This is a genomic window from Brenneria tiliae (genome assembly GCF_023347575.1).
Taxonomy (GTDB): Bacteria; Pseudomonadota; Gammaproteobacteria; order Enterobacterales; family Enterobacteriaceae; genus Brenneria; species Brenneria corticis.
On sequence record NZ_JAKPCB010000095.1, the window covers coordinates 71062 to 95801 of the forward strand.

General features: G+C 56.8%; 24 protein-coding genes and 1 pseudogene. 18 read left to right on the forward strand and 7 right to left on the reverse strand.

The features are described from left to right. The first annotated feature begins 26 nt into the window (after positions 1-26). From dacA to lipA, 4 genes are all read left to right on the forward strand, one after another. Positions 27-1238, forward strand: a complete 1212-nt coding sequence (gene dacA / locus MFP24_RS08970; protein ID WP_249230128.1) for a D-alanyl-D-alanine carboxypeptidase DacA — start codon at positions 27-29, stop codon at positions 1236-1238. Between the two features lie 71 nt (positions 1239-1309). Continuing rightward, on the forward strand, positions 1310-1573 hold the full coding sequence (ybeD, locus tag MFP24_RS08975; protein ID WP_136165356.1) for a DUF493 family protein YbeD: 264 nt from the start codon (positions 1310-1312) through the stop codon (positions 1571-1573). A 27-nt stretch (positions 1574-1600) separates the two neighbouring features. Further along, positions 1601-2281 carry a lipoyl(octanoyl) transferase LipB gene (gene lipB, locus MFP24_RS08980; protein ID WP_249230127.1) on the forward strand — a complete coding sequence of 227 codons (681 nt, stop codon included), beginning with the start codon at positions 1601-1603 and terminating at the stop codon, positions 2279-2281. Between the two features lie 257 nt (positions 2282-2538). Then, on the forward strand, positions 2539-3504 hold the full coding sequence (gene lipA / locus MFP24_RS08985) for a lipoyl synthase (RefSeq protein WP_249230126.1): 966 nt from the start codon (positions 2539-2541) through the stop codon (positions 3502-3504). A 77-nt stretch (positions 3505-3581) separates the two neighbouring features. Here lipA and tatE read toward each other — a convergent pair whose 3' ends face one another. Further along, positions 3582-3788, reverse strand: coding sequence for a twin-arginine translocase subunit TatE (tatE, locus tag MFP24_RS08990; protein ID WP_249230125.1), 207 nt, complete (start codon positions 3786-3788; stop codon positions 3582-3584). Between the two features lie 211 nt (positions 3789-3999). On the opposite strand from tatE, the gene crcB reads away from it, so the two are divergent. Then, positions 4000-4383, forward strand: coding sequence for a fluoride efflux transporter CrcB (crcB, locus tag MFP24_RS08995; protein WP_249230124.1), 384 nt, complete (start codon positions 4000-4002; stop codon positions 4381-4383). An 86-nt stretch (positions 4384-4469) separates the two neighbouring features. Here the strand turns inward: crcB and cspE are convergent, their stop codons facing one another. Next, complete coding sequence (gene cspE / locus MFP24_RS09000) at positions 4470-4679, reverse strand: transcription antiterminator/RNA stability regulator CspE (protein WP_009113827.1); 210 nt, start codon at positions 4677-4679, stop codon at positions 4470-4472. A gap of 225 nt (positions 4680-4904) precedes the next feature. Between cspE and MFP24_RS09005 the strand changes: the two are divergent. Then, a pseudogene (locus MFP24_RS09005) lies at positions 4905-5255 on the forward strand (amino acid racemase); the annotation flags it as partial. Between the two features lie 178 nt (positions 5256-5433). Here MFP24_RS09005 and ypfM read toward each other — a convergent pair. Next, on the reverse strand, positions 5434-5493 hold the full coding sequence (gene ypfM / locus MFP24_RS24240; protein WP_137739240.1) for a protein YpfM: 60 nt from the start codon (positions 5491-5493) through the stop codon (positions 5434-5436). A 233-nt stretch (positions 5494-5726) separates the two neighbouring features. Between ypfM and MFP24_RS09010 the strand changes: the two genes are divergently transcribed. From MFP24_RS09010 to MFP24_RS09025, 4 genes are read left to right on the forward strand one after another with little or no spacing between them, the layout of a single operon-like run. After that, the gene (locus MFP24_RS09010) at positions 5727-6089 is read left to right on the forward strand and encodes an ArsC family reductase (protein ID WP_249230123.1); all 363 of its coding nucleotides are present in this window, start codon (positions 5727-5729) and stop codon (positions 6087-6089) included. 1 nt (position 6090) lies between these two features. Continuing rightward, positions 6091-7218, forward strand: coding sequence for a succinyl-diaminopimelate desuccinylase (gene dapE, locus MFP24_RS09015; protein WP_249230122.1), 1128 nt, complete (start codon positions 6091-6093; stop codon positions 7216-7218). Next, on the forward strand, positions 7215-7889 hold the full coding sequence (locus tag MFP24_RS09020) for a M15 family metallopeptidase (RefSeq protein WP_249230121.1): 675 nt from the start codon (positions 7215-7217) through the stop codon (positions 7887-7889). The genes dapE and MFP24_RS09020 overlap by 4 nt, the downstream gene beginning before the upstream one ends. 2 nt (positions 7890-7891) lie before the next feature. Beyond that, positions 7892-8080 carry a YpfN family protein gene (locus MFP24_RS09025; protein WP_249230120.1) on the forward strand — a complete coding sequence of 63 codons (189 nt, stop codon included), beginning with the start codon at positions 7892-7894 and terminating at the stop codon, positions 8078-8080. A 36-nt stretch (positions 8081-8116) separates the two neighbouring features. Here MFP24_RS09025 and MFP24_RS09030 read toward each other — a convergent pair whose 3' ends face one another. Further along, positions 8117-9016: a LysR family transcriptional regulator gene (locus MFP24_RS09030; protein ID WP_249230119.1), complete on the reverse strand. Its 900-nt coding sequence runs from the start codon at positions 9014-9016 to the stop codon at positions 8117-8119. A 473-nt stretch (positions 9017-9489) separates the two neighbouring features. On the opposite strand from MFP24_RS09030, the gene MFP24_RS09035 reads away from it, so the two are divergent. The 6 genes from MFP24_RS09035 (at position 9490) to MFP24_RS09060 (ending at position 15098) form a co-directional block, all read left to right on the forward strand. Then, positions 9490-10812, forward strand: a complete 1323-nt coding sequence (locus MFP24_RS09035) for a CitMHS family transporter (RefSeq protein WP_249230118.1) — start codon at positions 9490-9492, stop codon at positions 10810-10812. 67 nt (positions 10813-10879) lie between these two features. After that, entirely contained in the window at positions 10880-12220 is a 1341-nt protein-coding gene (locus MFP24_RS09040; protein WP_249230117.1) for an acyclic terpene utilization AtuA family protein, read from the forward strand. Next, the gene (locus tag MFP24_RS09045) at positions 12220-12519 is read left to right on the forward strand and encodes an AtuA-related protein (protein ID WP_249230116.1); all 300 of its coding nucleotides are present in this window, start codon (positions 12220-12222) and stop codon (positions 12517-12519) included. Before MFP24_RS09040 ends, MFP24_RS09045 begins: the two co-directional genes overlap by 1 nt. An 85-nt stretch (positions 12520-12604) precedes the next feature. Further along, the gene (atoD, locus tag MFP24_RS09050; protein ID WP_249230115.1) at positions 12605-13261 is read left to right on the forward strand and encodes an acetate CoA-transferase subunit alpha; all 657 of its coding nucleotides are present in this window, start codon (positions 12605-12607) and stop codon (positions 13259-13261) included. Next, complete coding sequence (locus MFP24_RS09055; RefSeq protein WP_249230114.1) at positions 13261-13908, forward strand: 3-oxoacid CoA-transferase subunit B; 648 nt, start codon at positions 13261-13263, stop codon at positions 13906-13908. Before atoD ends, MFP24_RS09055 begins: the two co-directional genes overlap by 1 nt. Positions 13909-13919: 11 nt before the next feature. Further along, entirely contained in the window at positions 13920-15098 is a 1179-nt protein-coding gene (locus MFP24_RS09060) for an acetyl-CoA C-acetyltransferase (protein WP_249230113.1), read from the forward strand. 62 nt (positions 15099-15160) lie between these two features. Here MFP24_RS09060 and ypfH read toward each other — a convergent pair whose 3' ends face one another. Further along, positions 15161-15790 carry an esterase gene (gene ypfH / locus MFP24_RS09065; RefSeq protein ID WP_249230112.1) on the reverse strand — a complete coding sequence of 210 codons (630 nt, stop codon included), beginning with the start codon at positions 15788-15790 and terminating at the stop codon, positions 15161-15163. Positions 15791-16166: 376 nt separating this feature from the next. On the opposite strand from ypfH, the gene MFP24_RS09070 reads away from it, so the two are divergent. Both MFP24_RS09070 and MFP24_RS09075 read left to right on the forward strand, forming a co-directional pair. Continuing rightward, positions 16167-19148 carry an autotransporter domain-containing protein gene (locus MFP24_RS09070; RefSeq protein ID WP_249230111.1) on the forward strand — a complete coding sequence of 994 codons (2982 nt, stop codon included), beginning with the start codon at positions 16167-16169 and terminating at the stop codon, positions 19146-19148. Between the two features lie 252 nt (positions 19149-19400). Beyond that, on the forward strand, positions 19401-19757 hold the full coding sequence (locus MFP24_RS09075) for a hypothetical protein (protein ID WP_249230110.1): 357 nt from the start codon (positions 19401-19403) through the stop codon (positions 19755-19757). Between the two features lie 684 nt (positions 19758-20441). Here MFP24_RS09075 and MFP24_RS09080 read toward each other — a convergent pair. Further along, positions 20442-22778 carry a S9 family peptidase gene (locus MFP24_RS09080; protein WP_249230109.1) on the reverse strand — a complete coding sequence of 779 codons (2337 nt, stop codon included), beginning with the start codon at positions 22776-22778 and terminating at the stop codon, positions 20442-20444. Continuing rightward, entirely contained in the window at positions 22690-24501 is a 1812-nt protein-coding gene (locus tag MFP24_RS09085; RefSeq protein ID WP_249230108.1) for an ABC transporter ATP-binding protein/permease, read from the reverse strand. The genes MFP24_RS09080 and MFP24_RS09085 overlap by 89 nt, the downstream gene beginning before the upstream one ends. Between the last annotated feature and the right edge of the window lie 239 nt (positions 24502-24740).

Below are 24740 nucleotides of genomic sequence, written 5' to 3' on the forward strand. Positions count from 1 at the left end.
TACCCACGGATGTTGTTGTTCCAATCATGAATACTGTAAACACGTCTCGTTTTACTAAACGTACTGTGCTTGGCGCTTTGCTCGCCCTTAGTGCGACCTCCTTTGCCTATGCCGATGACATCAATCTTAAAACGATGATCCCCGGCGTACCGCAAATTGATGCAGAATCATACATCCTGATTGATTACAACTCCGGGAAAGTGCTGGCTGAAATGAATGCCGATGCACGCCGCGATCCGGCCAGCCTGACCAAAATGATGACCAGCTATGTCATCGGCCAGGCGATCAAGTCAGGGAAAATCACCCCTAACGATATCGTCACCATCAGTAAGGACGCCTGGGCGACCGGCAATCCGGTGTTTCAGGGTTCTTCGCTGATGTTTCTCAAGCCGGGCGATCGCGTTCCGGTTTCCCAGTTGAACCGCGGCATTATTCTGCAATCCGGTAACGATGCCTGCGTGGCCATGGCCGACTATGTCGCCGGCAGTCAGGATTCGTTCGTTAACCTGATGAACGGCTACGTAAAAGCACTGGGGCTGCAAAATACCCACTTCGAAACCGTACACGGTCTGGATGCGCCGGGTCAGTTCAGTTCGGCGCGCGATATGGCGCTGATCGGCCAGGCTTTAATCCGCGACGTTCCGGAAGAATACGCCACCTATAAAGAAAAAGAATTTACCTTTAACAATATCCGCCAGACCAACCGCAACGGTTTGCTGTGGGACAGCAGCCTGAACGTTGACGGCATCAAAACCGGCCATACGTCCGCCGCCGGCTATAACCTGGTGGCCTCCGCGACCGAAGGCCAGATGCGCCTGATTTCAACGGTGATGGGCGGACGGACGTTTAAAGGGCGCGAAGCCGAAAGCAAAAAGCTGCTCACCTGGGGCTTCCGCTTCTTTGAAACCGTGGCGCCGCTGAAAACCGGTAAAGAGTTCGCCTCGGAGCCGGTGTGGTTCGGCGACAGCGACCGCGTGGCGCTGGGGGTGGAAAAAGACGTTTACCTGACCATTCCGCGCGGCCGGATGAAAGATCTGAAAGCCAGCTACGTGCTGACCAGCGGCGAACTGCACGCCCCGCTGGGCAAGAATCAGGTGGTGGGTTCCATCAACTTCCAGCTGGACGGCAAAACCATCGACCAGCGCCCGCTGGTGGTGATGAATGAAGTCAAAGAAGGCGGTATTTTCGGCCGCCTGGTCGACTACATCAAACTGATGTTCCACCGCTGGTTCGGCTAATCTCCCCTTGTATGGGGATAAATTATCCCCATATAGCCATTTATACCATCCCAATTGATGCTGGAGCGCAGATGAAAACCAAATTAAACGAACTGCTCGAATTCCCCTGCCCGTTTACTTACAAGGTGATGGGACAGGCAAAACCAGAGTTGGTCGATCTGGTCGTTGAAGTGGTGCAACGTCATGCGCCCGGTGATTACACGCCGCAGGTTAAACCCAGCAGCAAAGGCAATTATCACTCCGTTTCCATTACCATTAACGCGACCCATATTGAGCAGGTGGAAGCGTTGTATGAAGAGCTGGGCAATATTGAAATCGTGCGGATGGTGTTATAATTCCCGCCATCCTTCCTTAACCTGAAGATGACACTTTTGCTACAGGATAAGATCATAGTACGTCAGTTCAGCGTACAGCCTTACCAGGCGATTTCACTGGCGATGCACCAATTCACCGATCTGCGCGACGATAAAACGCCGGATGAAATCTGGCTGGTGCAGCATCCCCCGGTGTTCACCCAGGGTCAGGCCGGCAAGGCCGAACACGTTTTAACCCCCGGCGATATCCCGGTGATACAGAGCGACAGAGGCGGCCAGGTGACCTACCACGGTCCGGGCCAGCAGGTGATGTACGTGCTGGTGGATTTAAAACGGCGCAAATTGGGCGTGCGCCAGCTCGTCACCGCGATTGAACAGACGGTGGTGAACACGCTGGCCCATTTTCATATCGCGGCCCGCGCCCGCGCCGACGCGCCGGGCGTGTATGTCGGCGAGCGTAAAATCTGCTCGCTGGGACTGCGTATCCGCAGGGGCTGTTCCTTTCATGGGCTGGCGCTGAATATCGCCATGGACCTCTCCCCTTTCCAGCGCATCAACCCCTGCGGTTATGCCGGTATGCAGATGACGCAGGTAAGCGACTATGCGCCGGGCGTTACGCTGGAGGATACGGCTGCGGTGTTGGTCGAATCATTCCGCCAACTATTGGGCTATCGGCACTACGAAGTGATTAACTGGGATCTGGCAGAGAACGGCGAGCCGCTGCCGTAGCCGCCGGCTCAAATGACAGCCAATCACATTCTATTTACATAATTTCTCCATTTGCCGACACAATAGCTGAATCTGTGGCGGCAAAGATGATATAATTTTGAGAGTTTTTTAAAAAAAATTTTAACAAAACGGTTAATCCATTGAATTTTGTTAACAAATTCAAAAGCCATACTCTACGTAATTCGAGCGGCGAAAAGGCCAGCGCATCCGCGACTTGAAGTATGACGAGTATATTCAGAACTGGAACTTACGCGAACATGAGTAAACCGATTCAGATCGAGCGCGGCGTAAAATACCGCGATGCCGATAAAATGGCGCTAATCCCGGTGCGTACCGTCGTCGCTGAACGGCAGGAAATGCTACGCAAGCCAGAATGGATGAGAATCAAACTGCCCGCTGACTCCAGCCGTATTCAAGGCATCAAGGCCGCGATGCGTAAAAACGGACTGCACTCGGTTTGCGAAGAAGCCTCCTGCCCAAATCTGGCGGAATGTTTTAACCACGGCACCGCCACCTTTATGATCCTGGGGGCGATTTGTACCCGTCGCTGCCCGTTTTGCGACGTCGCTCATGGCCGGCCGCTGACGCCGGACGCCAACGAACCGGAAAAGCTGGCGCAAACCATCCATGATATGGGGCTACGCTATGTGGTGATCACCTCGGTTGACCGCGACGACCTGCGCGACGGCGGCGCCCAGCATTTCGCTGATTGCATCAGCGCCATTCGCCGCAAGAGTCCGCAAATCCGCATCGAAACCCTGGTGCCGGACTTCCGCGGCCGTATGGATCGGGCATTGGATATTCTGACGGCGACCCCGCCGGATGTTTTCAACCATAACCTGGAAAACGTACCGCGCGTTTATCGTCAGGTCCGTCCCGGCGCCAACTATGAGTGGTCGCTGAAGCTGCTGGAAAACTTCAAAAACGCCCATCCGGATATCCCGACAAAATCCGGGCTGATGGTAGGCCTGGGCGAAACCAACGCCGAGATCGTGGAAGTCATGCGCGATCTGCGCCGCCACGGCGTCACCATGCTGACGCTGGGACAATACCTGCAGCCCAGCCGCCATCACCTGCCGGTACAGCGCTATGTCAGCCCGGACGAGTTTGATGAGATGAAAGCCGAAGCCATGGCGATGGGCTTTACCCATGCGGCCTGCGGCCCGTTCGTGCGCTCTTCCTACCATGCGGATTTGCAGGCGAAAGGGATAGAGGTGAAATAAGCGCCGCCAAGGGCTTATATTTGGTTACAGATTCAGCGTTAACGGACGGCCGGCGCCGTCCGTTTTTCATCCGCGGATTATGACTCTTTGCGGTGCGTGTCGTGCAACGCCGCGGCGTCGTCGGCAGCGGACGGCTTGGACGATTGATCGTCATTCATCGCTTTCTTGAAGCCTTTAATCGCGGCGCCCAAATCGCCCCCCAGGCTGCGCAATTTATTGGTTCCGAACAGTAAAACGATCAATGCACCGATGACCAATAGTTTGGCGATACTGATACCTTCCATACTTACCTACCTGATTGCAGATGCCGGATAAACCAGCGAACGGATTACATTCCCCCTATGTAAAACCTTATCGGCGGCAACACAATCGCCATCTGTAACAAAGTAAGACCCGGCATCAGCATCCCTTCGGCCTAGCGCTTTCACCGCCGGCACCTGTAAAAGCGCCACGCGAAAGGGTAGACTTCTGATAAACATCAGATAGAAGGCAGCTATGTTTAGTACGTTACTGGTGGTATTTATCGGCGGCGGCGTAGGAAGCGTTGCGCGCTGGCAGTTGGGCGTAAAGTTTAACGGCGCCAGTCCGTCAATGCCGCTAGGCACCCTGCTCGCCAACCTGATTGGCGCATTGATCATCGGCGGCGCATTGGCCTACTTTACGCGCCACCCCCACCTCGATCAGCATTGGAAAACCCTGATTACCACCGGGCTATGCGGCGGCTTAACCACGTTCTCGACGTTTTCGGCGGAAGTGGTGACGTTTCTGCAAAGCGGCCAGTTGGCGGCGGCCGGCCTGCACCTGCTGCTGAATCTGGCGGGATCGCTGTTGCTGACGGCATTGGGCTTCGCACTGGTAACCTGGATGGCAACGCCTTAACCGCGCCGGGAGCGATTTTAAACGCCAGGGATGTCCACCATAAAAAAAACCCGCCATAAGGCGGGTTTTTCAAGAAATCGGTATAATTAAATAGCGATAACGTTAGCAGCAGACGGACCTTTCGCTCCGCTAGTGATTTCAAACTCTACGCGTTGACCTTCAGCCAGAGTTTTGAATCCATTGCTCTGAATGGCAGAGAAATGTACGAATACATCTTTGCTACCATCTTCAGGAGTAATGAAACCGAATCCTTTGGACTCATTAAACCACTTAACGCTACCTTTAATCTTAGACATCAAACTTACCTTTAACATGAATGAAAGACACAAAATCTGTGTCGCGTACAGTACAGCAATAGATAGCTCGTTTGTCCAGTTGAAGATGGGTAAAAGTGATAAAAATCGCTAAAAAAGTATGCCGAACGTGCGCACGGACAAAATTTAACAAGATTAATATCTTGGTTTGGTATGTTACCCCCGATCCACCATTTTTTATGGTATCAACGTGCACGGAAAACGGCGATGAAGACACTGGGCCTGATTGGAGGCATGAGCTGGGAATCAACGGTTCCCTACTACCGCACCATCAATGAATACGTAAAAAACCAGCTCGGCGGACTGCATTCGGCCAGGCTGATATTGTACAGCGTCGATTTCCACGATATAGAACGCTGCCAGTCGCAGGGCGATTGGCAACAGGCCGCCCGGACGTTATCGGATATCGCCGTCGATTTAAGAAAAGCGGGGGCGGAAGCCATCGTCATCTGCACCAACACCATGCACAAGGTGGCGGATGCCGTTGAGCATGCCAGCCAGCTTCCCCTTTTACACACCAGCACCCTGCACGCGCTGGCGGCGGCGAGATACGCATTAAAGATTGAATAACAGTAAATTAAACTAAAAAAATCACGTAGTTATCTACAGAAAATAATAGCCTCTTTTATTTACTCAGGTTTCCTCATTTCTAGCAAAAAATAAGCAGTAGCCGCTGGACTACTGCTTTTATCGTTAGATCTTCCTGGTATACAATGCAAAATGTAACTTCTAATTATTATCTGCGTAACATTGCTTCGATAAAATCTTTCCAATGACCGACTTCTACTTCTATCATGAGAACCTCTTGATGATTAACGGCGACGCATTATACGCACACTTTTTAACCAGGTGAAATACTTTTACAAGTATAAAAAGCGAGCAAGCACTCATTCCTATTTCTCCATTGACGGTGGATCTCAGCGTTTTTTTTCGGCATGCTGGGCCATCAACGATGTCAGGCTCATCCCCCGCGCTGCGCCGTTCAATGATCATCACGTAACTCAATAAGCAGAAAGGACTTTACTAACAATGACGCTGACCATGTATGGCATCAAGAACTGCGATACCATAAAAAAAGCGCGCCGCTGGCTGGAAGAACAACAGATCGATTACCGCTTTCATGATTATCGCGCCGACGGTCTCGACGAACCGCTGCTGCGGCGCTTTATCGACCAGCTGGGCTGGCAGCCATTAATCAACACGCGCGGCACCACCTGGCGTAAACTGAGCGAACAACAGCGCAACGCCATCGACGGCGAAGCCGCAGCCATCGCCCTGATGCTGGAACAGCCCGCGGTCATCAAGCGACCGCTGCTGGCGACAGACGCTGGAAAAGCGCTGCTTGGCTTCAGCGCGCAGGGCTATCAGGAATTTATTGCGGAGAACAAATAACGTGTCTTGTCCGGTTATCGAACTCGCCCAACAGTTGATTAAGCGCCCTTCCCTCAGCCCGAATGATGAAGGCTGCCAGGCATTACTGATCGAACGCCTGAAAGCCATCGGCTTCACCATTGAACCGATGAATTTCGGCGATACCCAAAACGTCTGGGCATGGCGCGGCGCCGGAAAAACGCTGGCCTTTGCCGGGCATACCGACGTGGTGCCGAGCGGCGATAAAAGCCGCTGGCAGCATCCGCCTTTTGAACCCACCATTCGCGACGGCATGCTCTACGGTCGCGGCGCGGCCGATATGAAAGGCTCGCTGGCGGCGATGGTGGTCGCCGCCGAGCGTTTCGTCGCCGCCCATCCCGATCATCAGGGCCGGCTGGCTTTCCTGATCACCTCGGATGAGGAAGCCAGCGCCGTTAACGGCACCGTTAAAGTGGTTGAAGCCCTGATGGCGCGCGATGAGCGGCTGGATTATTGCCTGGTGGGCGAGCCGTCCAGCACCGCTATCGTCGGCGACGTGGTGAAAAACGGCCGCCGCGGCTCCATCACCGCCGACCTGCGCGTACATGGCGTTCAGGGTCACGTCGCCTACCCGCACCTGGCAGACAACCCGGTACACCGGGCCCTGCCGGCGCTCAATGAGCTGGCGGCGACGGAATGGGATCGGGGAAATGACTTTTTCCCGCCGACCAGCATGCAAATCGCCAATATTCAGGCCGGCACCGGCAGTAATAACGTTATTCCCGGCGAACTGTTCGTACAGTTCAATTTCCGCTTCAGCACCGAATTGACCGATGAACTCATCAAACAGCGGGTGGCGGAACTGCTGGACCGCCATCAGCTAAACTACAGCATTGACTGGCGGCTCTCCGGACAGCCGTTCCTGACCGCACGGGGCGAACTGGTTGATGCCGTGGTGAACGCCGTCAAGCATTACAACGAAATCACCCCGGCGCTGCTGACCAACGGCGGCACCTCCGACGGACGCTTTATCGCCCGCATGGGCGCCCAGGTGGTGGAACTCGGCCCGGTCAACGCCACGATACACAAAGTGGACGAGTGCGTCAGCGCGGCGGACCTGCAGCTGTTAAGCCGCATGTACCAGCGGGTTATGGAGCAATTAATCGCATGATTACTCATGCCATGCTAACCGGAAAAAACGACAGTCATCTGGTCACGCTCAGCGGCCATCATCGCCTTCAGCCTGAAGCGGTCATCGCCTTTCAGGCTTTGCAGCGCGCGGCGGAAAAAGACGGATTTAATCTTCAACCCGCCAGCACCTTCCGCGACTTTAACCGCCAGCGTTTGATCTGGAACGGCAAATTCAGTGGAGAACGCCCGGTGATGGACAAACAGGGCCGGCCGCTGGATATCTTATCGCTGGATGAGGGCGATCGCTGCAAGGCGATTTTACGCTGGTCGGCCATGCCGGGCGCCAGCCGCCATCACTGGGGCAGCGATCTGGATATCTATGACCCGGACCGGCTGCCGTCGGGACAAAAGCTACAGTTGGAACCCTGGGAATACCAACAGGGCGGTTACTTTGCCGACCTGAACGACTGGCTAAGCGAGCATATGCACGAATTCGGGTTTTATCGCCCTTATGAGCACGATCTCGGCGGCGTCGCAGCGGAACCCTGGCATATCAGCTATTATCCATTGGCACAGTATGCGGAAAAGCAGCTTACCTCCGGTATTATTCTATCGGCATGGCAAGGTGAGGAGATCGCCGGTTACCACTGGCTATGCGAACATCTGCCGCAGTTGTTTACCCGTTTTATACACAACGTTGATGGAGCCTAATCATGGCATGGCTGGCTGATTACTGGTGGATAATCCTGATTGTCCTGTTCGGAATGTTGTTAAACGGCATTAAAGAACTGCGTAATGTCGACCACAAACGCTTTCTGCTCCACAAGCCGAAACTTCCCCCGCATCGGGACAACAACGATAAATGGGATAAGGAAGACGACTGGCCGCAGAAAAAGCCGTGAAAGCCTGCGTGCCTAGCTTGGGCGGCGCGCGTCCATTCAGGCTTTAGGTACAAAGCTTTCCGCCCGTTTCTGAAGAAAATCATAGAATTCTTTGGCGCAAACGGAAAGCTGCCGCTCTTTATCGGTGACCAGATAAATCCCCCGCTGCAACGACAAATCCCGGAAAGGCACGATGGCGATGTCTTTGTGCTGAAACTGAAACAGCGTCAAACCGGTCACGATGCTGACGCCGTAATTCGCCGCCACCAGCCCCATCATCGTGGTCAACTGACGCACTTCCAACACGTAGTTAAAGCCATGCGGCTCCATCAGCTGATCGGTATATTGCCGAATGCTGGTGCCCTGACAAAAGCCGACAAACGCATGTTGCGCCACTTCCGCCACCTCCACGGCCGCCTGCCCGGCCAGCGGATGATCCCGATGGCAAATCAGATAGAAATTATCCGCAAACAACATCTTGGAGCTGAAGGTTCCCGGCGACGGCTGTCCGGCGCTCAGCGCGAAATCGGCTCGCCCGTCCAATACCGCTTTTAAACAGCGATCCCACTGGGTATCGAGCAATTCCACCTTGATGTCGGGATAGGCGTGATGGTACTGCGCCAGCACCTGCGGCAGCCACTCCACCGCCATTGACGGCAACACCGCCAGCACAATTTTCCCTTTATAACCCGTAGCATAGGATTTAATTTCCCCCACGGCGTCGTCATGGGTTTGAATCAGCCGGCGGGCGATATCGATAAAATGAATGCCGCCCGCGTTCAATTGCACCTTACGCGTATCTCGATCAAAAAGCCGGTAGCCGACCTCTTCCTCCAGACTGGCAATTAACGCGCTAAACGCCGGCTGGGAAAGATTTATTTTCTGCGCGGCGCGCGTGAAATTATCGGTTTCCGTCAACGCGATAAACGCCCTTAGTTGTTTTATGGACAAGTTCATAAGCGGCCTTAAATGCAAAATAAAAAAAGAGTGTTATGTAAAAAAAGGGCGAACTCAACGTAAAACAACACCATTTTTTTATTTTTATGATCCGCCCCGCAATTATTTACTTTCTCTTTCTCCTGCTATTTTACCACCGCACAATCCAATTTCGATCGACATCACAACCAAAAACATAACAATCACACAGGATAAGTTTAAATAGTATTAAAAAACATAAAGTTAAAAATATACAAACAAAGCAAAACCAGTTATTCAATCGGCAAATAAAATAAATTAATCGTCTTTATGAATAACACCATTCCGATTATCAGTTAGTACTGAATTCGGCGGCGTGATAAAAATGACGCAGACAAAAACAAACCACTTCGCGTTATGTAACTGACGTATGCAATAACATTTGATTGGGATTATTTATTCACAACAAATAAAACATATACGCAACATATAATAAATAGAGAGAGGAGTTCTTTATGCTAGCCCTAATCGGGGTGCTGACTATTGCCACCCTGTTATTTTTTATCATGACGAAGCGAATGTCTCCTCTGGTGGCATTAATCGTTATTCCGGTCATCGGTGCGCTGGCGGCGGGAAGCGGTACCGATACCGCCAAATACGTGGTCGACGGAATAACCAAACTGGCGCCGATGGCGGCGATGTTCGTCTTTGCCATCGCCTTTTTCGGCGTGGTTACCGATGCCGGCATGTTTGATCCCATCATCCGGGGAATTTTACGCCTTGTCGGCACCAGTCCGGTCAAAATTATCATCGGCACCGGCGTACTGGCGCTGATCGCCCATCTGGACGGCAACGGCGCGGTGACATTCCTGATCACCATACCGGCCATGTTGCCGCTGTTTAACAAACTCGGAATGGATAAACGGATTCTGGTGGGCATTACCGCGCTCAGCGCCGGCGTCAATTTCCTGCCGTGGACCGGACCGATGATCCGGGCGGCGGCGGCGTTAAACATCACCACCCACGAGCTGTTTATTCCCCTGATCCCGGCGCAGCTCTGCGGTCTGACCTTTATGGTGCTGATGGGCTATTACTGGGGTAAAAAAGAGGAAAAACGCCTGGGCCAGGCGTCCGGCAACCCGCTGGCCGGCGGCGCGCAGCATCTCGGCGACACGCAGCATGTGAAAGAACTCACCGATGCCGAAAAAGCGCTGCGTCGTCCGCATATGTTCTGGGTCAATATTGCGCTGGTGGTGGCCGTCATCGGTACCATGGTGTTTACCAAAATCTCCCCGACCGTGGCCTTTATGATCGCCCTGACGCTGGCGCTGATGTTCAACTATCCGAACGTCGAAATGCAGAAAGAGCGCATCAACGCCCACGCCAAGGCGGCGCTGATGATGGCCAGCATACTGTTCGCCGCCGGGGCGTTTACCGGCATTATGAGCGGCACCGGCATGCTGAAGGCCATGTCATTGTCCGCCGTCAGCGTGGTGCCCGAGTCGTTCGCCAGCCACATTCCGTTTATCGTCGGCCTGATCTCCATGCCGCTCAGCATGGTGTTCGATCCCGACTCTTACTACTTCGGCATTATGCCGGTCATCGCCCATACCGTGGACATGCTGGGCGTACCGCCGATTCAGGTTGCTCAGGCCTCCGTTCTCGGACAAATGACCACCGGCTTCCCGGTCAGCCCGCTGACGCCGGCCACGTTTCTGCTGGTCAGCCTGGCGGGCGTGGATCTCGCCGACCACCAGAAGTTCTCGATCCCGGTGCTGTGGGCCGCCAGCGTCATTATGACGTTCGCCTGCGTCATCTTCGGGGTCTTTCCGCTTTAGAGACATCGCCGCCGCAGAACCAACCAGCGGCGGTCACCAACACGTTTGATTACTAAAAGGTATTTCCATGAAGACAATTCGTATTGGCTCCGGGGCCGGCTACGCCGGCGATCGTATCGAACCGGCGGTAGAGCTGGCGCAAAAAGGCGACATTCACTATCTGGTTTTTGAATGTCTGGCGGAGCGCACTATCGCCATCGGCCAAAAACAGAAACAGCAGGATCCCGAGAAAGGCTATAACGAACTGCTGGCGGACAGAATGCACGCCGTGTTGCCCATCTGCCTGGAGAAAGGGATCAAAATCATCACCAACATGGGGTCGGCCAACCCGGTTGCGGCGGGACAGCGCGTGCTGGAGATCGCCAAAACGCTGGGGGCGAAACGCCTGAAAATCGCCGTCGTCACCGGCGACGACGCGCATGCCACGCTGATTAGCCACGATGCCCGGCTGGACGAAATCGGCAAGCCCATTTCCGCCTGCGGCAAAGATATTATTTCCGCCAATGCTTACCTGGGGGCGGACGCGCTGGTCGAAGCGCTGCGTCAGGGGGCGGATATCATCATCGCAGGACGCGTTTCCGACCCCTCCCTGTTCCTGTCGGCCATGATGTATGAATTCAACTGGGCGGCGGACGACTGGGAACGATTGGGCAAAGGCACCTGCATCGGCCACCTGCTGGAATGCGCCGGCCAGATCACCGGCGGCTATTACGCCGATCCCGGCTTCAAGGACGTTCCGCACCTGGCGCGCCTCGGTTTTCCTCTCGCCGAAGTCACTGAAGACGGCAACGCGACGATCACCAAGGTCGACGGATCCGGCGGGCGCGTCTGCGTCAATACCTGTAAAGAACAGCTGCTGTATGAAATCCACCGCCCGGATCGCTACATCACCCCCGATGTGATTGCCGATTTCAGCCGCGTGACCTTCACGCAGGAGGGCGAAAATCGCGTGCGCGTCGCGGGAGCGAGCGGGAGCGCGAAAACCGATACCTTAAAAGTCTCCGTCGGTTATCAGGACGGTTTTATCGGCGAAGGCGAAATCTCCTACGCCGGCCCCGGCGCGGTTGCCCGCGGACGCCTGGCGCTGGAGATCGTTAAACAACGTTTCGCCCTGTGTCAGCTAACCCCGCAGGAAGTGCGCTACGACCTGATCGGCGTCGATTCCCTGCATGGCCCGCAGCGTTCGCAGCAGAGCCAGCCCTATGAAGTCCGTGTACGTGTCGCGGCGCGGTGCAGCGCCAGATCGCAGGCGGTCAAGATCGGTAATGAAGTGGAAACGCTCTACACCAACGGCCCCGCCGGCGGCGGCGGCGTCAACAAAGCCGTCAAAGAAATTCTGGCGATGGATTCCACCCTGCTGCCCCGCGACAGCGTAACGCCCGCCGTCGCCTATCTGGAGATTAAATAATGAAACTGCGTGAAATTGCCCATTCCCGCACCGGAGATAAAGGAAATACCTCCAATATTTCCCTGATTGCCTATCGTGCGGAAGATTATCCCTTGCTGAAAGAAACCATCACCGCGGAAAAAGTCAAAGCCTGGTTTGCCGATATCGTCACCGGCGAGGTGGTGCGCTATGAATTACCGGCTATCGGCGCGCTGAATTTTGTGATGTACGGCGCACTGGGCGGCGGCGTCACCCGTTCGCTGGCGCTGGATATGCACGGTAAAGGATTAAGCTCGGCAATATTGGATATGGATATTTAATCGTCGCGTCTGGCTGTTTACCGGCGGGTAATAAATTACCCGCCGTGGCCGTCCGCGGTCATTATTTTCACGGAGTTTTTATACAATGAATAACAAAATCATTGATGCCGACTATTTCCGCTCATTTTTATCTGACGGAATGACGATTATGTTCGGCGGTTTTATGGGCGTCGGAACACCGAAACTCTTGGTGGATGAAATTATTAAATCCGGCGTCGTTGATTTAACCATTATCGGCAATGATACCGGTTTTATCGATACCGGCGTCGGCCCGTTAATTGCCAACGGTCAGGTCAGAAAAGTCATCGCCTCGCACATCGGCACCAACCCGGAAACCGGCCGCCGGATGATCGCCGGCGAAATGGAGGTTGAACTGGTGCCGCAAGGCACGCTGGCCGAACGCATCCGCAGCGGCGGCGCGGGTCTAGGCGGTTTTTTAACCCCGACCGGCGTGGGTACGGTTGTCGAAGAGAATAAACAGAAAATAACCCTCGATAATATTACCTATTTATTAGAGCTGCCGCTAAAAGCGGATTTGGCCCTGTTACAGGCCGGTGTCGCCGACGCCAGCGGCAACCTGATTTATAACCTCACCGCCCGTAATTTCAACCCGCTGATTGCCCTCGCCGCCGATCGCGTCGTCGCCCAGTGCGAACAGATCGTGCCGCTCGGACAGCTGGCGCCGGAATCTATCGTCACCCCCGCCGCGCTGGTCGATCACCTTTATCTGGGAGAGAAATAATGGATGCGAAAGAATTCATTGCCCGCCGGGTGGCAAGAGAACTGAAAAACGGCGACGTGGTTAATTTAGGCATTGGGCTGCCGACCAAAGTGGCGAATTACCTGCCGCAAGGGATTGAGGTCACCTTTCAGTCGGAAAACGGCTTTCTGGGACTGGGCGCCACCACCGAAGCGGACGTTAATCTGGTCAACGCCGGCGGACAGCCGTGCGGCATGGTGCCCGGCGCCGCGATGTTCGACAGCGCCTTCTCCTTCGCCCTGATTCGCGGCGGCCACGTTGATGTCTGCGTGCTGGGCGGCTTGCAGGTCGACGAACAGGGCAGCCTGGCCAACTGGATGGTGCCGGGGAAAATGGTGCCCGGCATGGGCGGCGCCATGGACCTGGTGGTGGGGGCGAAGAAAGTGATTATCGCGCTCGAGCACTGCGCCAAAAACGGCGACGCCAAATTATTGCGCCGCTGCACCTACCCGCTCACCGCGGTGAATAAAGTCAGCATGGTGGTGACCGAACTGGCGGTATTTCATTTTGTCGACCGGCAAATGGTGCTGAGTGAAATCAGCCCTGGCATCACCGTGCAGGCGTTACGCCAGAAAACCGAGGCAAACTTCATTGTCTCCGCCGACCTACAACCCATGAAAATCAATTAATCGGGGCGACCATGAACGATTCCGTTGTTATTGTTAACGCCAAAAGAACCGCTATCGGCAAGTTCGGCGGCAGCCTGGCCAACACCTCCGCCATTGATATGGCCGCCGCCGTCATTGGTGATTGTCTGTCGACGTTGCCGGGCGATCTGACCATTGATGAAGTAATTCTGGGCAACGTGCTCCAGGCCGGGCTGGGGCAAAATCCGGCGCATCAGGCCAGCATCGCCGCCGGCATCGGGATTGAAACCCCGTCGCTCACCGTCAGCAAGGTATGCGGCTCCGGCCTGAAAGCCGTCGCGCTCGGCGCGCAGTCCATTCTATCCGGCGATAACCAGGCGTGCGTCGTCGGCGGTATGGAAAACATGAGCGCCGCCCCTTTTCTGCTGGAAAAAGCGCGCCATGGTTACCGCATGGGGCACGGAAAGCTGGTGGACATCATGATTCAGGACGGCCTGTGGTGCGCCTTTAATGACTACCATATGGGCGCCACGGCGGAAAATATCGCCGCACGCTACCACCTGACGCAAGAAGAGCAGGATCGGGTGGCGCTGGCATCGCAGCAAAAAGCGGTTGCCGCGATTGAAAGCGGTCGCTTCAAGGCCGAAATCACCCCGATATCCCTGCGCGGCAAGAAAGAAATCCGTATTTTCGCACAGGATGAATTCCCGCGCGCCGATGCGACGCTGGCATCACTGGCCAAGCTCCGTCCGGCCTTCTCCGCCGACGGCACCGTCACCGCCGGGAACGCCTCCGGGATTAACGATGCCGCCGCCGCGCTGGTGCTGATGCGCGAATCAACGGCCAGAAAACAAGGCATTCAGCCGCTGGCGCGTATCCGCAGTTGGGCTTCCGCCGGCGTGCCGAGCGAAGTCATGGGGCTGGGGCCGATCCCGGCGACGCAAAAAGCGCTCGGCAAAGCGGGATTAACCATTGGCGACATCGATTTAATCGAAGCCAATGAAGCCTTTGCCGCGCAATATCTGGCGGTACAGCGGGACTTGCGGCTTGATCCCGACAAAGTGAACGTCAATGGCGGCGCCATTGCGCTGGGTCACCCTATCGGCGCCAGCGGCGCGCGTATTCTGGTCACCCTGGTTCATGCCCTGCGCGGCCATGATAAAACGCTGGGGCTGGCCACGCTGTGCATCGGCGGCGGGCAAGGCATCGCCATGATTATTGAACGTATCTGATTACCCATCCCGTTCACGCCGGGGTCAGGCGATATCCCGCCTGCCTCCGGCATTTTCCCCGATTACTCGTCGGATTGACGCAGACGCGCCAGCGCCTGGTTCAGCATGCGTTCATCAATGCCATGTCCAGCGCCCGGCGCTATATCCAGCGAGCAAGCCGTTCCCAACTGCTGAAAACGCTGCGCGGCGGCGCGGGCATGATCGACGGCGATCACCCCATCGGCGTCGCCATGAATCAAATGCACCGCCACATCGCTGAACGGTTTTTCCGGCAGGGCGGCGAAACGGCCGCTAAAGGCGATAATCTGTCCGGCCAAATGTGGTTCCGCTTTCAGCGCTTCCAGCGACATGATGGAACCCTGAGAGAATCCCACCAGCGTCGTGTGCTGAAAATCAACGCCGCTTTTCCGCTGCCAGTCACGCACGGTGGCGACAAAGCGCGGTATCGCCTCCTCAATACGCGCTAAGCGATTCTCTTCCGTCACGCCCTGCACGGAAAACCACTGACGCCCATCGCCGTATCCGCTGCCGAACGGCCCGCCGATACTTACCACCAGCGCCTGCGGCAACGCGGCGGCGAAATAGCGGCCGATCGGCGCCATGCCCGCCGGGGTATCGCCCACGCCATGAAAAAGTAACACCAGCCGCTGCGGCGCGGCGGGGTTTTGTACCAGGATATTCTGCTGATTCATTCTGTTTCTCCTGCAAATAACCGGCCCGGTATTCCCGCAGCCGGTTCATATAACCATTGAGCACCACTATACGCCGCGTTATTACAGGTGAAATCGGGAATTCCTGAACAAGATGTTCATTTTTTTGCAGCAAACGGCGCCTGCGCTTTCCACGCGCCACGCCGGAAAAATAATAAAAGCCGCCAATCGGTGTCACTTTTTTCAGGTTATTGCACAGAGATTAATGAAGAGGCAATAAACCTTTTACCCAATACGTAATAGGAGGCGACTTTTATTCGTTGGATTCACTCGCCCTATTAACGGATAACGCACTTTATCCAAATCCCAATTTTTCCGGGAGGCGGCTCGACGTCCCAAATACATGCAGGAAAATAGAATGGCGATAACAACGTCCTTATTATCACCGAAAAAACGCGCCTTCAGGCAATCCATGCTGGCAGCCAATATCAGCCTCGCTTTACTGCTGGCAGGGTGCAGCGGCGGCGGAGGCGGCGGCGGCTCCTCCACCAGCGTGACGCCGGCGCCGGAAACCCCGACCACGCCGACCGACCCCGAAACCCCGACCGAGCCGGAGACGCCGACCAATCCGACCGAGCCGGAGACGCCGACGGAACCCGCCGACACGCGGGCCAAAGTAGGCATTATCGACTCCGGGCTTTCCCCGGACCGCCCCTATATCAACTACGACAATATCGGCGGTTTTGCTTCCTTTGTGGGCGGAAGCAGCACGTTAAACGATAACGCCGGCGACGACGGACACGGAACCACGGTGGCCATGGTGCTGGCCGGACAGGAGTGGCGACAATGGTCCGCCGGCGTGGCGCCTGACAGCCTGCTGTATATCGCCCAGGCATCGAAAGACAATAATTTCGATGTTCTCACTTCCACCAAAGCCGTCAGCTGGCTGTTGGATAACGACGTCAAAATCATCAACATGTCCTATGGCATGACCGAACGACTGACCACGCCCGCAGAGTTGTCAAACGCCAGAGAGCGATACGCCTATCAGCTATTGCGCAACTCGCTGCGCGAAATCGTCAGTGCCGAAGCGCTGGCCATCATGTCGACCGGCAATGAGAACACCTCCGCGCCGGCGCCCGATACGCTGATCCCCACGATATTCAACGAACCGGAGTTGCAGAAAGGCGTCCTGGCCGTGACCGGATTCGTCGAAGGCTATCTGGTTCCCGTTCCCGATCGTCCCCCTGAGCTGTGGGGCTTTGACGCCTGCGGCGCCGCCGCCGCATACTGCATGAGCGCGCTCGGCTCCACAAAATACCCCAGCCAGAGCAGTTCGGCGGATGGCGAATGGGAATCCGTAACCTCCTACGGCACCTCTTATTCCGCGCCGCGCGTGGCGGGAGGCGCCGCGCTGGTCAAGAGCGCCTTCCCCTGGATGACCGGCTATAACCTGCAACAAACGCTGCTCACCACCGCTACCTACCACTCCGACGCCTATACGGGGTACGATGCGGATCTGGCATACTATGAGACTGTCTATAACGAGGACGGCACCGTTAAGGAAATCATTTTCCATAGCGGTGAAATTCAGGTTGCCGACACGTCCAACGGCCGCCCCTTCAACGATACCTTCGGCTGGGGCGATCTGAACGTGGAAAAGGCGCTGAAAGGACCGGCGATGTTTTATGCCGATGATTTCACCGCACGCCTGACCGCCGGCGACTATACTTTCTCCAATGATATCAGCGGCGATTACGGTCTGTTGGTTAACGGCGCCGCCAACGCCGGCGGCATCCTGCGCCTTACCGGCAACAACACCTATAAAGGCGACACGCAAATCACCGCCAATAGCCTGTACGTCGACGGTTCCATCGCCGGCAACGCAACGGTATCGGGAAGCGGAACGCTGGCGGGGAAAGGCCGTATCGGCGGCGACGTCAGCAATACGGGGATCGTCGCCACCACCGCGGAAGGCGGTCTGACCGTCGCCGGCGATTATACCCAGGGCAGCAATGGCCTGCTGAACGTAACCCTGTCCAATCCGTTCACCGTTGAGGGCAGCGCGACGCTGGACGGCACCTTACGCGTCGGCTTACCCAGCAGTACCTATATCGTTCAGACCCAGGAAACCTTGCTGCATAGCAATCAGGGGATCAGCGGCAGCTTCGCCGCCACCGATCTCGGCCTGTTCCTGACCGGAAATCTGACCTACGGCGCCAATGACGTCACCGGCGCCTTCAGCCGCGTCAATACCGTAGAGGCCGTCGCCAACAGCGGATTACAGGGCACGGCGCTGTTGCAGACCGCCGCCAACGTGGAGTCCGCCTTGCAGGTCGCCGATCGCTGGGCCGGCGCCGCCTCGACCACCGAGCGGCAGTCCGCTCTGCTGGCCAAAGCCGCCGCGTTCCAGCAGTTGGCGAGCGCCAGCGCGGCGGCGGCCTCCTTGGATTCGCTCTCCGGGCAGGCCCATGCCTCCAGCAACGCCATCCTGTTCAACAGCCTGGATTACCAGAACCAGCTGCTGAACAACCGGCTGGACCAACTGGGGAACGGCAAAAACTACGGGCTGTGGATCGAAACCGGCAAACTGCGCGGCGACCTGAACCAGTCCGGCTATCTGGGCAGCAGCTACGATATCAACCTGACGGCCATCGGTACCGATAGCGACTTCGGTACGCCGGGGCTGCGCGCCGGGATCGCCTACACCAATAGCCGCATCAAGGCCGAGTATGCCGGCAGCGGCGGCGGCAGCGAGAACGAGCTGCACGGGGTGATGACCTATGCCCGCTACCAGCTCTCCCCCGAATGGTACGTTCAGGGCAACCTGAGCTATCAGCGCGGTCGCGACAAGTTACAGCGCTCCATTCTGCTGGACGACGTTCAGGCGGTATCCAGCAGCACGACAAGCGATGGCTGGCAGGGACTGCTCAAAACCGGCTATGAGTTGGCGCTTAACGATGTCTTCAGCGTGCAACCCTATGCCGGGGTAAAATACAGCTACCTGTCCACCGGCGGCTTTACCGACACCGGCAGCGAATTCGGCCTGACCGGAGAAGGCAACGACTATTCCCGCACGGTGGGCCTGACCGGGATTAACCTGAGCGCCCGGCAGCAATGGAATCGGGGATGGTGGAGCGCCTTGAGCGTCAACGGCGAATATCAGCACGCCTTCACCAACCCATCGCTGGACGTGACCGCCCGCTGGAGCGGCCTGGGCCGTGAAGGCGAACGCCTTGACATTCCGGGCATGCGTCTGGATAAAGACTCCCAGTGGGCGGGCGTCAGGCTGGACGTGGGCAAAGCCGCGGATGCGCGCATCTTCCTGCGCGCCGATAAACACTTCGCCGATCGCGGCAACGAGGAAGTGCTGCGCGGCGGCGTCGACGTCTCCTTCTGATAGCGCAGACGCCGACGGGACTAACGCACGCGAGGGGATAATATTTTCCCCCGCGTGTTTTTTATCCCGCTACGGGGAGTCCGCTTTATTGGGCATATCATCTTTTTATATATTCTAAGACGTTTTATTTTGCCGGATGAAATAGTTTACCTTTCGCCGATATGATAGAAATAAAGCCGTTTCAGGCATTAAAAATCATTATCCCATAGCACCAGGGAAATACCGTGCGCAGCTGAAAAAGGGAATCGAGCCATGAAAAAAACCATACCGTTAATCGCCGTTGCCGCCGTTATCGTTTTAGCGGTTATATACCTTGCTTCTAACGCCAATCAGTATGCCATCGCCGCGCAAATTATGGGTTCGCTGGCGGGCGTCATCATTATTTTCGCCGTTATAAAATTTATCCTTAAAAGAAAAATCGATAAATCCAGTTTATATGTGGCCGTCGCCTTCGTTATTTCATCCTTTATCGGCACCACCCTTACCGCCACCCTATTCCATGAGTCCGCGGTTTACCTAAAGGCCATCATCGTCGGCGGCGTCACCCTGGCAGGCGTCGCGATCGCCCTGACGACGTTGAAAAGACGGCCGGTACAACCGAACCGGTGATGTTGGCTATGCCAATTTCAAGAAAGCCCCCACAGTGAGTAAACATTGCCGGCGCAAATCGCCGGCAACGCCGATATTGCCCCCTAATGGATGCTGTCTCTTAGTCACATTTACTGTTAACGATATATGTAAGCTCAGTGCAATTTCTAATGTGTGAGGGATCCCTGGAAAATAATTAAGCATTATTTGATAGATTGTCTTAGATCGCAGGACGCTGTCTTTTAAAGGTTTTCCTTCGCGTAAAAAATCGCGCTGAGGTGGGCGTGACCGCCGGGTGAGCGGCACGGACGCCGCGAAAGCCAGTGCCGCGCCGGACAAAAACGCCGGGAGCGTTTTTGAACAGCGCTTGCGCTGGCCCGTTAGGGCGAGCCCCATGGATGGGGCGAGTATTCCGAGTCAATGGCGGCCCGACCAGCGGTCACGAACGCCGAAGGCATCGCGTAGCGACGACACCATTTTGCAACGTAAAATGGAACAACGCTTGCGTTGGCCCGTAGGGTGAACCCCAACGGGGTTCATCATTTCGCGAAAAGCCCGGGGTCACGGGGCGGCGGCGACTGAGCCGCCTCGTGTCGGGCGCGTGCTGCGACGGTCGCAGAAATCGACTGGGGTTAGTGCGCACGAAACCCTCACTGCGCTTACAGAAATTCCTCCCCCAAATTTGCGGGCAACCCACAGTCCTACCTAATGAGCAACAGCCCCAGGCGCCGCAGGCGCCTTCATGGGAACATTCCAGTCCGGCGTTTTGCGGCCCGCCAGATGGCGCACGAAAAAATCCAGCGCCTTGCGCTGCCCATAGACGCTGGCGCTGACGCCGTGACCGCCGCCCGGCACGTAGAACAGATCGAACTCCTTACCGGCTTTAATCAGCCGGTCCGCCACCTGCAAGGTGCTCGACGGGTCGACGTTATCATCCAGCTCCCCCGCCATCAGCAGCAGCTTGCCCTGTAGGCGCCAGGCGTTGTCGACATTGGACGCCGCCGCATACCACGGCCCCAGCGGCCAGCCCATCCACTGCTCGTTCCACCAGTTTTTATCCATCCGGTTATCATGGCTGCCGGAGTCGGCTACCGCCACCTTATAGAATTCGGGATGAAACAGCAGCGCGGCCAAGGCGCTCTGACCGCCGGCGGATACGCCGATAATCCCCACGCCGCGGGAAATATCGTACCAGGGCAGACGTTGCGCCGCCGCCCGGTGCCACAAAATACGGTCGGGAAATCCCGCGTCTTGCAGATTGCGCCAGGCCACATCATGAAAGGCGCGCGAACGGTTATTGGTGCCCATGCCGTCGATTTTCGCCACCGCAAACCCCAGCTCGGTCAACGGCTCCGGGAGAAAGGAGAAATCCTTGGGTACGAAGGAACCGTGCGGCCCGGCATAGATACTCTCCACCACCGGATATTTATTGGCGGCTTTAAGATAACGCGGCGGGTAAATCAATCCCCAAATCGCCGTTTCGCCATCCCGCCCCGCCGCGCGGAACGGAATGGGCGCACGCCAGCCCGCCATTTTCAGACGGCCGATATCGGCGCGGTTCACCTCCATAAGCCGGCGATTATCGGCGCTGCGGTAGAGCACGGTGACCGGCGGAAGATCGTAGCGGGAATAGGTATCGACATAAAATTTGCCGTCAGGCGAGAAGTTCAGCCTGTGATTCGCCGTTTCCGCGCTCAGCCTGGTCAGCCCGCCGCCGTCGAAGCCGATTTTGTAGCCGTACATATAGTAGGGATCGTCATCTTGCGTCATACCCGACGCGCTGAAGTAAATCACCCGCTGCTTTTCATCCACCCAGTGAACGGCGCGCACCACCCAGTCGCCCTGGGTGATGGGGTTTTTCACTTTCCCCGTCACCCCGTCATATAAATAAAGATGCTGCCATCCGCTGCGTTCGGACGCCCAGATAATCTCTTTGCCGTCTGATAAATCACGGCGAAAACGCTTACCGCTGCCGGTTGCCACACCGGTCAGCTCCGCGTAATCAATAAAGGTTTCCGAGGTTTCATCGATAAGCGGGCGGGCTTTCGCCGTTTCGGCATCCACTTCAATAACCCGGTATAGCTGATGCCCGCGCTGGTTGTATTCGAAGGTAAACGCCCGGCTGTCCTGTCGCCACACCGGCGAGGTGAGCATAAAAGGCTGCGGGAACAGCGCCGGATCGATGGGCGTTATGCTGCGCGAGGCAATATCCACCAGCACCGGCTCGGGAATATCCAGCGCATCGCCGGGCTTGGGATAGGAAATGGAACGGTATTTGGGCTGCACCTGGTCGGCGGGCGCAGATTCAACGTAATGCACCCGGCGTTTTTCCGCCCGTCGAATGCGGTACAGCGCCAGCTTTGCGCTATCCGGCGACCAGCTCAGCGTCTCCTGCGCATAGCCCTCTTGCGCCGTACCGTCGCGCGTGAGCGATATCCGTTGTCCGCGCGCTCTGGCAATCAAGATCAGATTGTGATTTTCAATCAATGCCTCCCACTCGCCGTCGGGCGAGATCTGTCCCTGCGGGCCGGGCCTGGCGTACTTTTCGACCTGGGAAGCGGACAGATCCGCCTGCACGCCGCAGCGGTAATGATCCAGATCGCAGCGCAGCAATCGCCTTCCCTGAGGGATAAACAGCGCATTTTCCGCCGCCGAATAGTCCACCTGCGCCAAAGGCAGCGAGGTGGCGGTCACCGGCGTCGCCAGCAGCGGACTCAAGGCCCGCGCCAGACGAGGATGATCGAAAGCGGGACGCTGCCGCAGGTTCGCCGCATCCACCCACATAAACTCATGCCCGGCGGGCCGCCCGTTGCCGGCCGCCACGCTGCGGCGATAAAACAATCCCTGACTATCGGGCTGCCAGCTCATCCGCCCCGGATAGTGCTGCACCAGCTGGCGGTAATGTTCCGCCAGCCCCTGCGCGCGCCGATAATCTTCCGGGCCGGGCGCCGCGTCATTCGCTGCGGCAGACATCGCCAATCCCATCAGGGCGACGATCGTCCCGATGCGGCTCCCCTTCGGGTAACGGTTCGCTCCTATCACGCTCTACCTCATCCTGTTCTTGCCGTGTAACCATGCCGGATGTCAAATGCAACCGATGGGAATGAAAGACCGCCAGCGCGTCGCGGTGCGCCACGCTGACGATAGCGCTGTCCGGCAGAGCGGTCAGCAGCGCCTGATAAACCTGCCGTTCGGTGTCCGCATCAAGCGCGCTGGTCGCCTCATCCAGAAAAATAAAGTCCGGCCGATGCAATAGCGCTCTGGCCAGCGCCAGCCGCTGCTGTTCGCCGCCGGATAGCCGCTGTTGCCAGCGATCGCTGACGCTCAACAGGGCAATCGCCTGCGGCAAACAGCTCTGCGTCAGCGCCTGCCGGCACTGCTCGTCGCTAAAATCGGCTTCATTATGGGGATAGCAGAGCGCCGCCTTCAGCGTACCGCTCGGGATATAGCTTTTCTGCGGCAGGAACAGGAAACGGCCGGCGGCCGCACGGACGATCTCGCCCTCGCCGTACGACCACAGCCCGGCGCAGGCGCGCAGCAGGGTGCTTTTCCCCACGCCCGAAGGCCCGTCAATCAGCCAGCGTTCGCCGGGCAATACCCGCCAGCGTTCCACCGTGGTCAGTTCCTTGCCTTCCGGTGTGGTCAGGCGCAGCCGCCGGCAGTCGAACCCCGGCGCGTCGCTCTCCCGCAGACGAATATCCGATACCGCGTGGTCGGATTGATTCAGCGCCTGTTCCAAATCGCGCAGCCGGTTGGTCAGCGCCAGCCAGCGGGTAAAGGCTTCATAGGCCTGCATAAAATAGCTCAGCGTGGCGCGCAGAGAGCCGTAGGCCATTTGGATGCGCGTCAGATCGCCGAAGCTGATCTCGCCGCGCAGCAGCTGCGGCAACGCCAGCAGCGTCGGCAACGGCGAAACGAAATGGGAAAAGGTGCCCTGCCCCAGCGACACCTTGAAGCTGCGGCGGATAATGGCCAGCGCGTTTTCCCGCAGCAGATGGAAACGCCGCGCCAGACGCTGCCCTTCGCGGCCGCCGCCCTGATAAAACGCGATCTGCTCCGCGTTTTCCCTTACCTGCATCGCCAGAAAACGGAAGTCGCCCTCCGCGTTCTGTTGCTGCATATTCAAACCGATCAACGACTTGCCAAGCCAGTGGGAAATATACAGTTGCAGAAAGGCGCAGATAAACGCGGTATAAACCATATAGCCGGAGATCGCCCAATCGACGCCCAGCGCGCTGAAGCGCAGGGTGCCGGCCACCGACCACAGCAGTACGGTATAGGTCGCCGTGTTGATAACCACCGATACCAGGCTGAGGAAAAAATTCAGCGACGCCCCCACCAGTTCGTTGACGTCGTCGGCGATACGCTGATCGGTATTGGTCAGCATGCCGTCCCGCTCCAGCCGGTAATACGCCGGCGTTCCCGTCCAGCGCCGGAGATAGCGTAAGGTTAGCCAGGTGCGCCAGCGCAGCGCCAGATAGTGGTTAAAGATGACGCCGATTTCCGGCAGCAGCATCACCCCCAGCCCGAAAATGAAATTGAGCACGAACAGCGGCTTTATCTGCTGCCAGTCCAGCGCTATCAGCGCATCGGTGAATCTGCCGGTGATACGGTTTACTTCCACGTGGAGGTAGGCGTTGCCCAGCGTGATGGCGATGATTACCGCCAGCAAAATCAGCGCCAGATAGTTGTCCGATGAGCGCCAGTAGGGCAGCAAAATCTGCCAGATGCCCGGCCGCAGATGACTTTCATCACGTTGTTTCAATGACTTTGATACCCGTATCCGATCGCGCGTCGGTCAAAAATTCGCCGACGCGCCTGATGTAGCCGCCCGGTGCGGCATGGCTTTTAATCGATGTAATACGTAATAGCGAGTCCGTCATTCCTGTAGGTCCCCGCTTTCGCGAGGAGGAATCTTCCTGATATCAACGCACTACCTGAAAGTAGATCCCCGCCTGCGCGGGGATGACTATTCCGAAGCGGGTTTGTCGGCAACCCTGCGCG

Bases quoted from the DNA above. Each gene is read 5' to 3' on its own strand.
- MFP24_RS09025 (WP_249230120.1), top strand. From the start codon at position 7,892: ATGGCATGGCTGGCTGATTACTGGTGGATAATCCTGATTGTCCTGTTC.
- MFP24_RS09055 (WP_249230114.1), top strand. From the start codon at position 13,261: ATGGATGCGAAAGAATTCATTGCCCGCCGGGTGGCAAGAGAACTGAAA.
- lipB (WP_249230127.1), top strand. From the start codon at position 1,601: ATGACACTTTTGCTACAGGATAAGATCATAGTACGTCAGTTCAGCGTA.
- lipA (WP_249230126.1), top strand. From the start codon at position 2,539: ATGAGTAAACCGATTCAGATCGAGCGCGGCGTAAAATACCGCGATGCC.
- ybeD (WP_136165356.1), top strand. From the start codon at position 1,310: ATGAAAACCAAATTAAACGAACTGCTCGAATTCCCCTGCCCGTTTACT.
- tatE (WP_249230125.1), bottom strand. From the start codon at position 3,788: ATGGAAGGTATCAGTATCGCCAAACTATTGGTCATCGGTGCATTGATC.
- MFP24_RS09020 (WP_249230121.1), top strand. From the start codon at position 7,215: ATGATTACTCATGCCATGCTAACCGGAAAAAACGACAGTCATCTGGTC.
- MFP24_RS09030 (WP_249230119.1), bottom strand. From the start codon at position 9,016: ATGAACTTGTCCATAAAACAACTAAGGGCGTTTATCGCGTTGACGGAA.
- MFP24_RS09040 (WP_249230117.1), top strand. From the start codon at position 10,880: ATGAAGACAATTCGTATTGGCTCCGGGGCCGGCTACGCCGGCGATCGT.
- cspE (WP_009113827.1), bottom strand. From the start codon at position 4,679: ATGTCTAAGATTAAAGGTAGCGTTAAGTGGTTTAATGAGTCCAAAGGA.
- MFP24_RS09070 (WP_249230111.1), top strand. From the start codon at position 16,167: ATGGCGATAACAACGTCCTTATTATCACCGAAAAAACGCGCCTTCAGG.
- atoD (WP_249230115.1), top strand. From the start codon at position 12,605: ATGAATAACAAAATCATTGATGCCGACTATTTCCGCTCATTTTTATCT.
- MFP24_RS09045 (WP_249230116.1), top strand. From the start codon at position 12,220: ATGAAACTGCGTGAAATTGCCCATTCCCGCACCGGAGATAAAGGAAAT.
- MFP24_RS09035 (WP_249230118.1), top strand. From the start codon at position 9,490: ATGCTAGCCCTAATCGGGGTGCTGACTATTGCCACCCTGTTATTTTTT.
- crcB (WP_249230124.1), top strand. From the start codon at position 4,000: ATGTTTAGTACGTTACTGGTGGTATTTATCGGCGGCGGCGTAGGAAGC.
- MFP24_RS09060 (WP_249230113.1), top strand. From the start codon at position 13,920: ATGAACGATTCCGTTGTTATTGTTAACGCCAAAAGAACCGCTATCGGC.
- ypfH (WP_249230112.1), bottom strand. From the start codon at position 15,790: ATGAATCAGCAGAATATCCTGGTACAAAACCCCGCCGCGCCGCAGCGG.
- dacA (WP_249230128.1), top strand. From the start codon at position 27: ATGAATACTGTAAACACGTCTCGTTTTACTAAACGTACTGTGCTTGGC.
- MFP24_RS09010 (WP_249230123.1), top strand. From the start codon at position 5,727: ATGACGCTGACCATGTATGGCATCAAGAACTGCGATACCATAAAAAAA.
- MFP24_RS09075 (WP_249230110.1), top strand. From the start codon at position 19,401: ATGAAAAAAACCATACCGTTAATCGCCGTTGCCGCCGTTATCGTTTTA.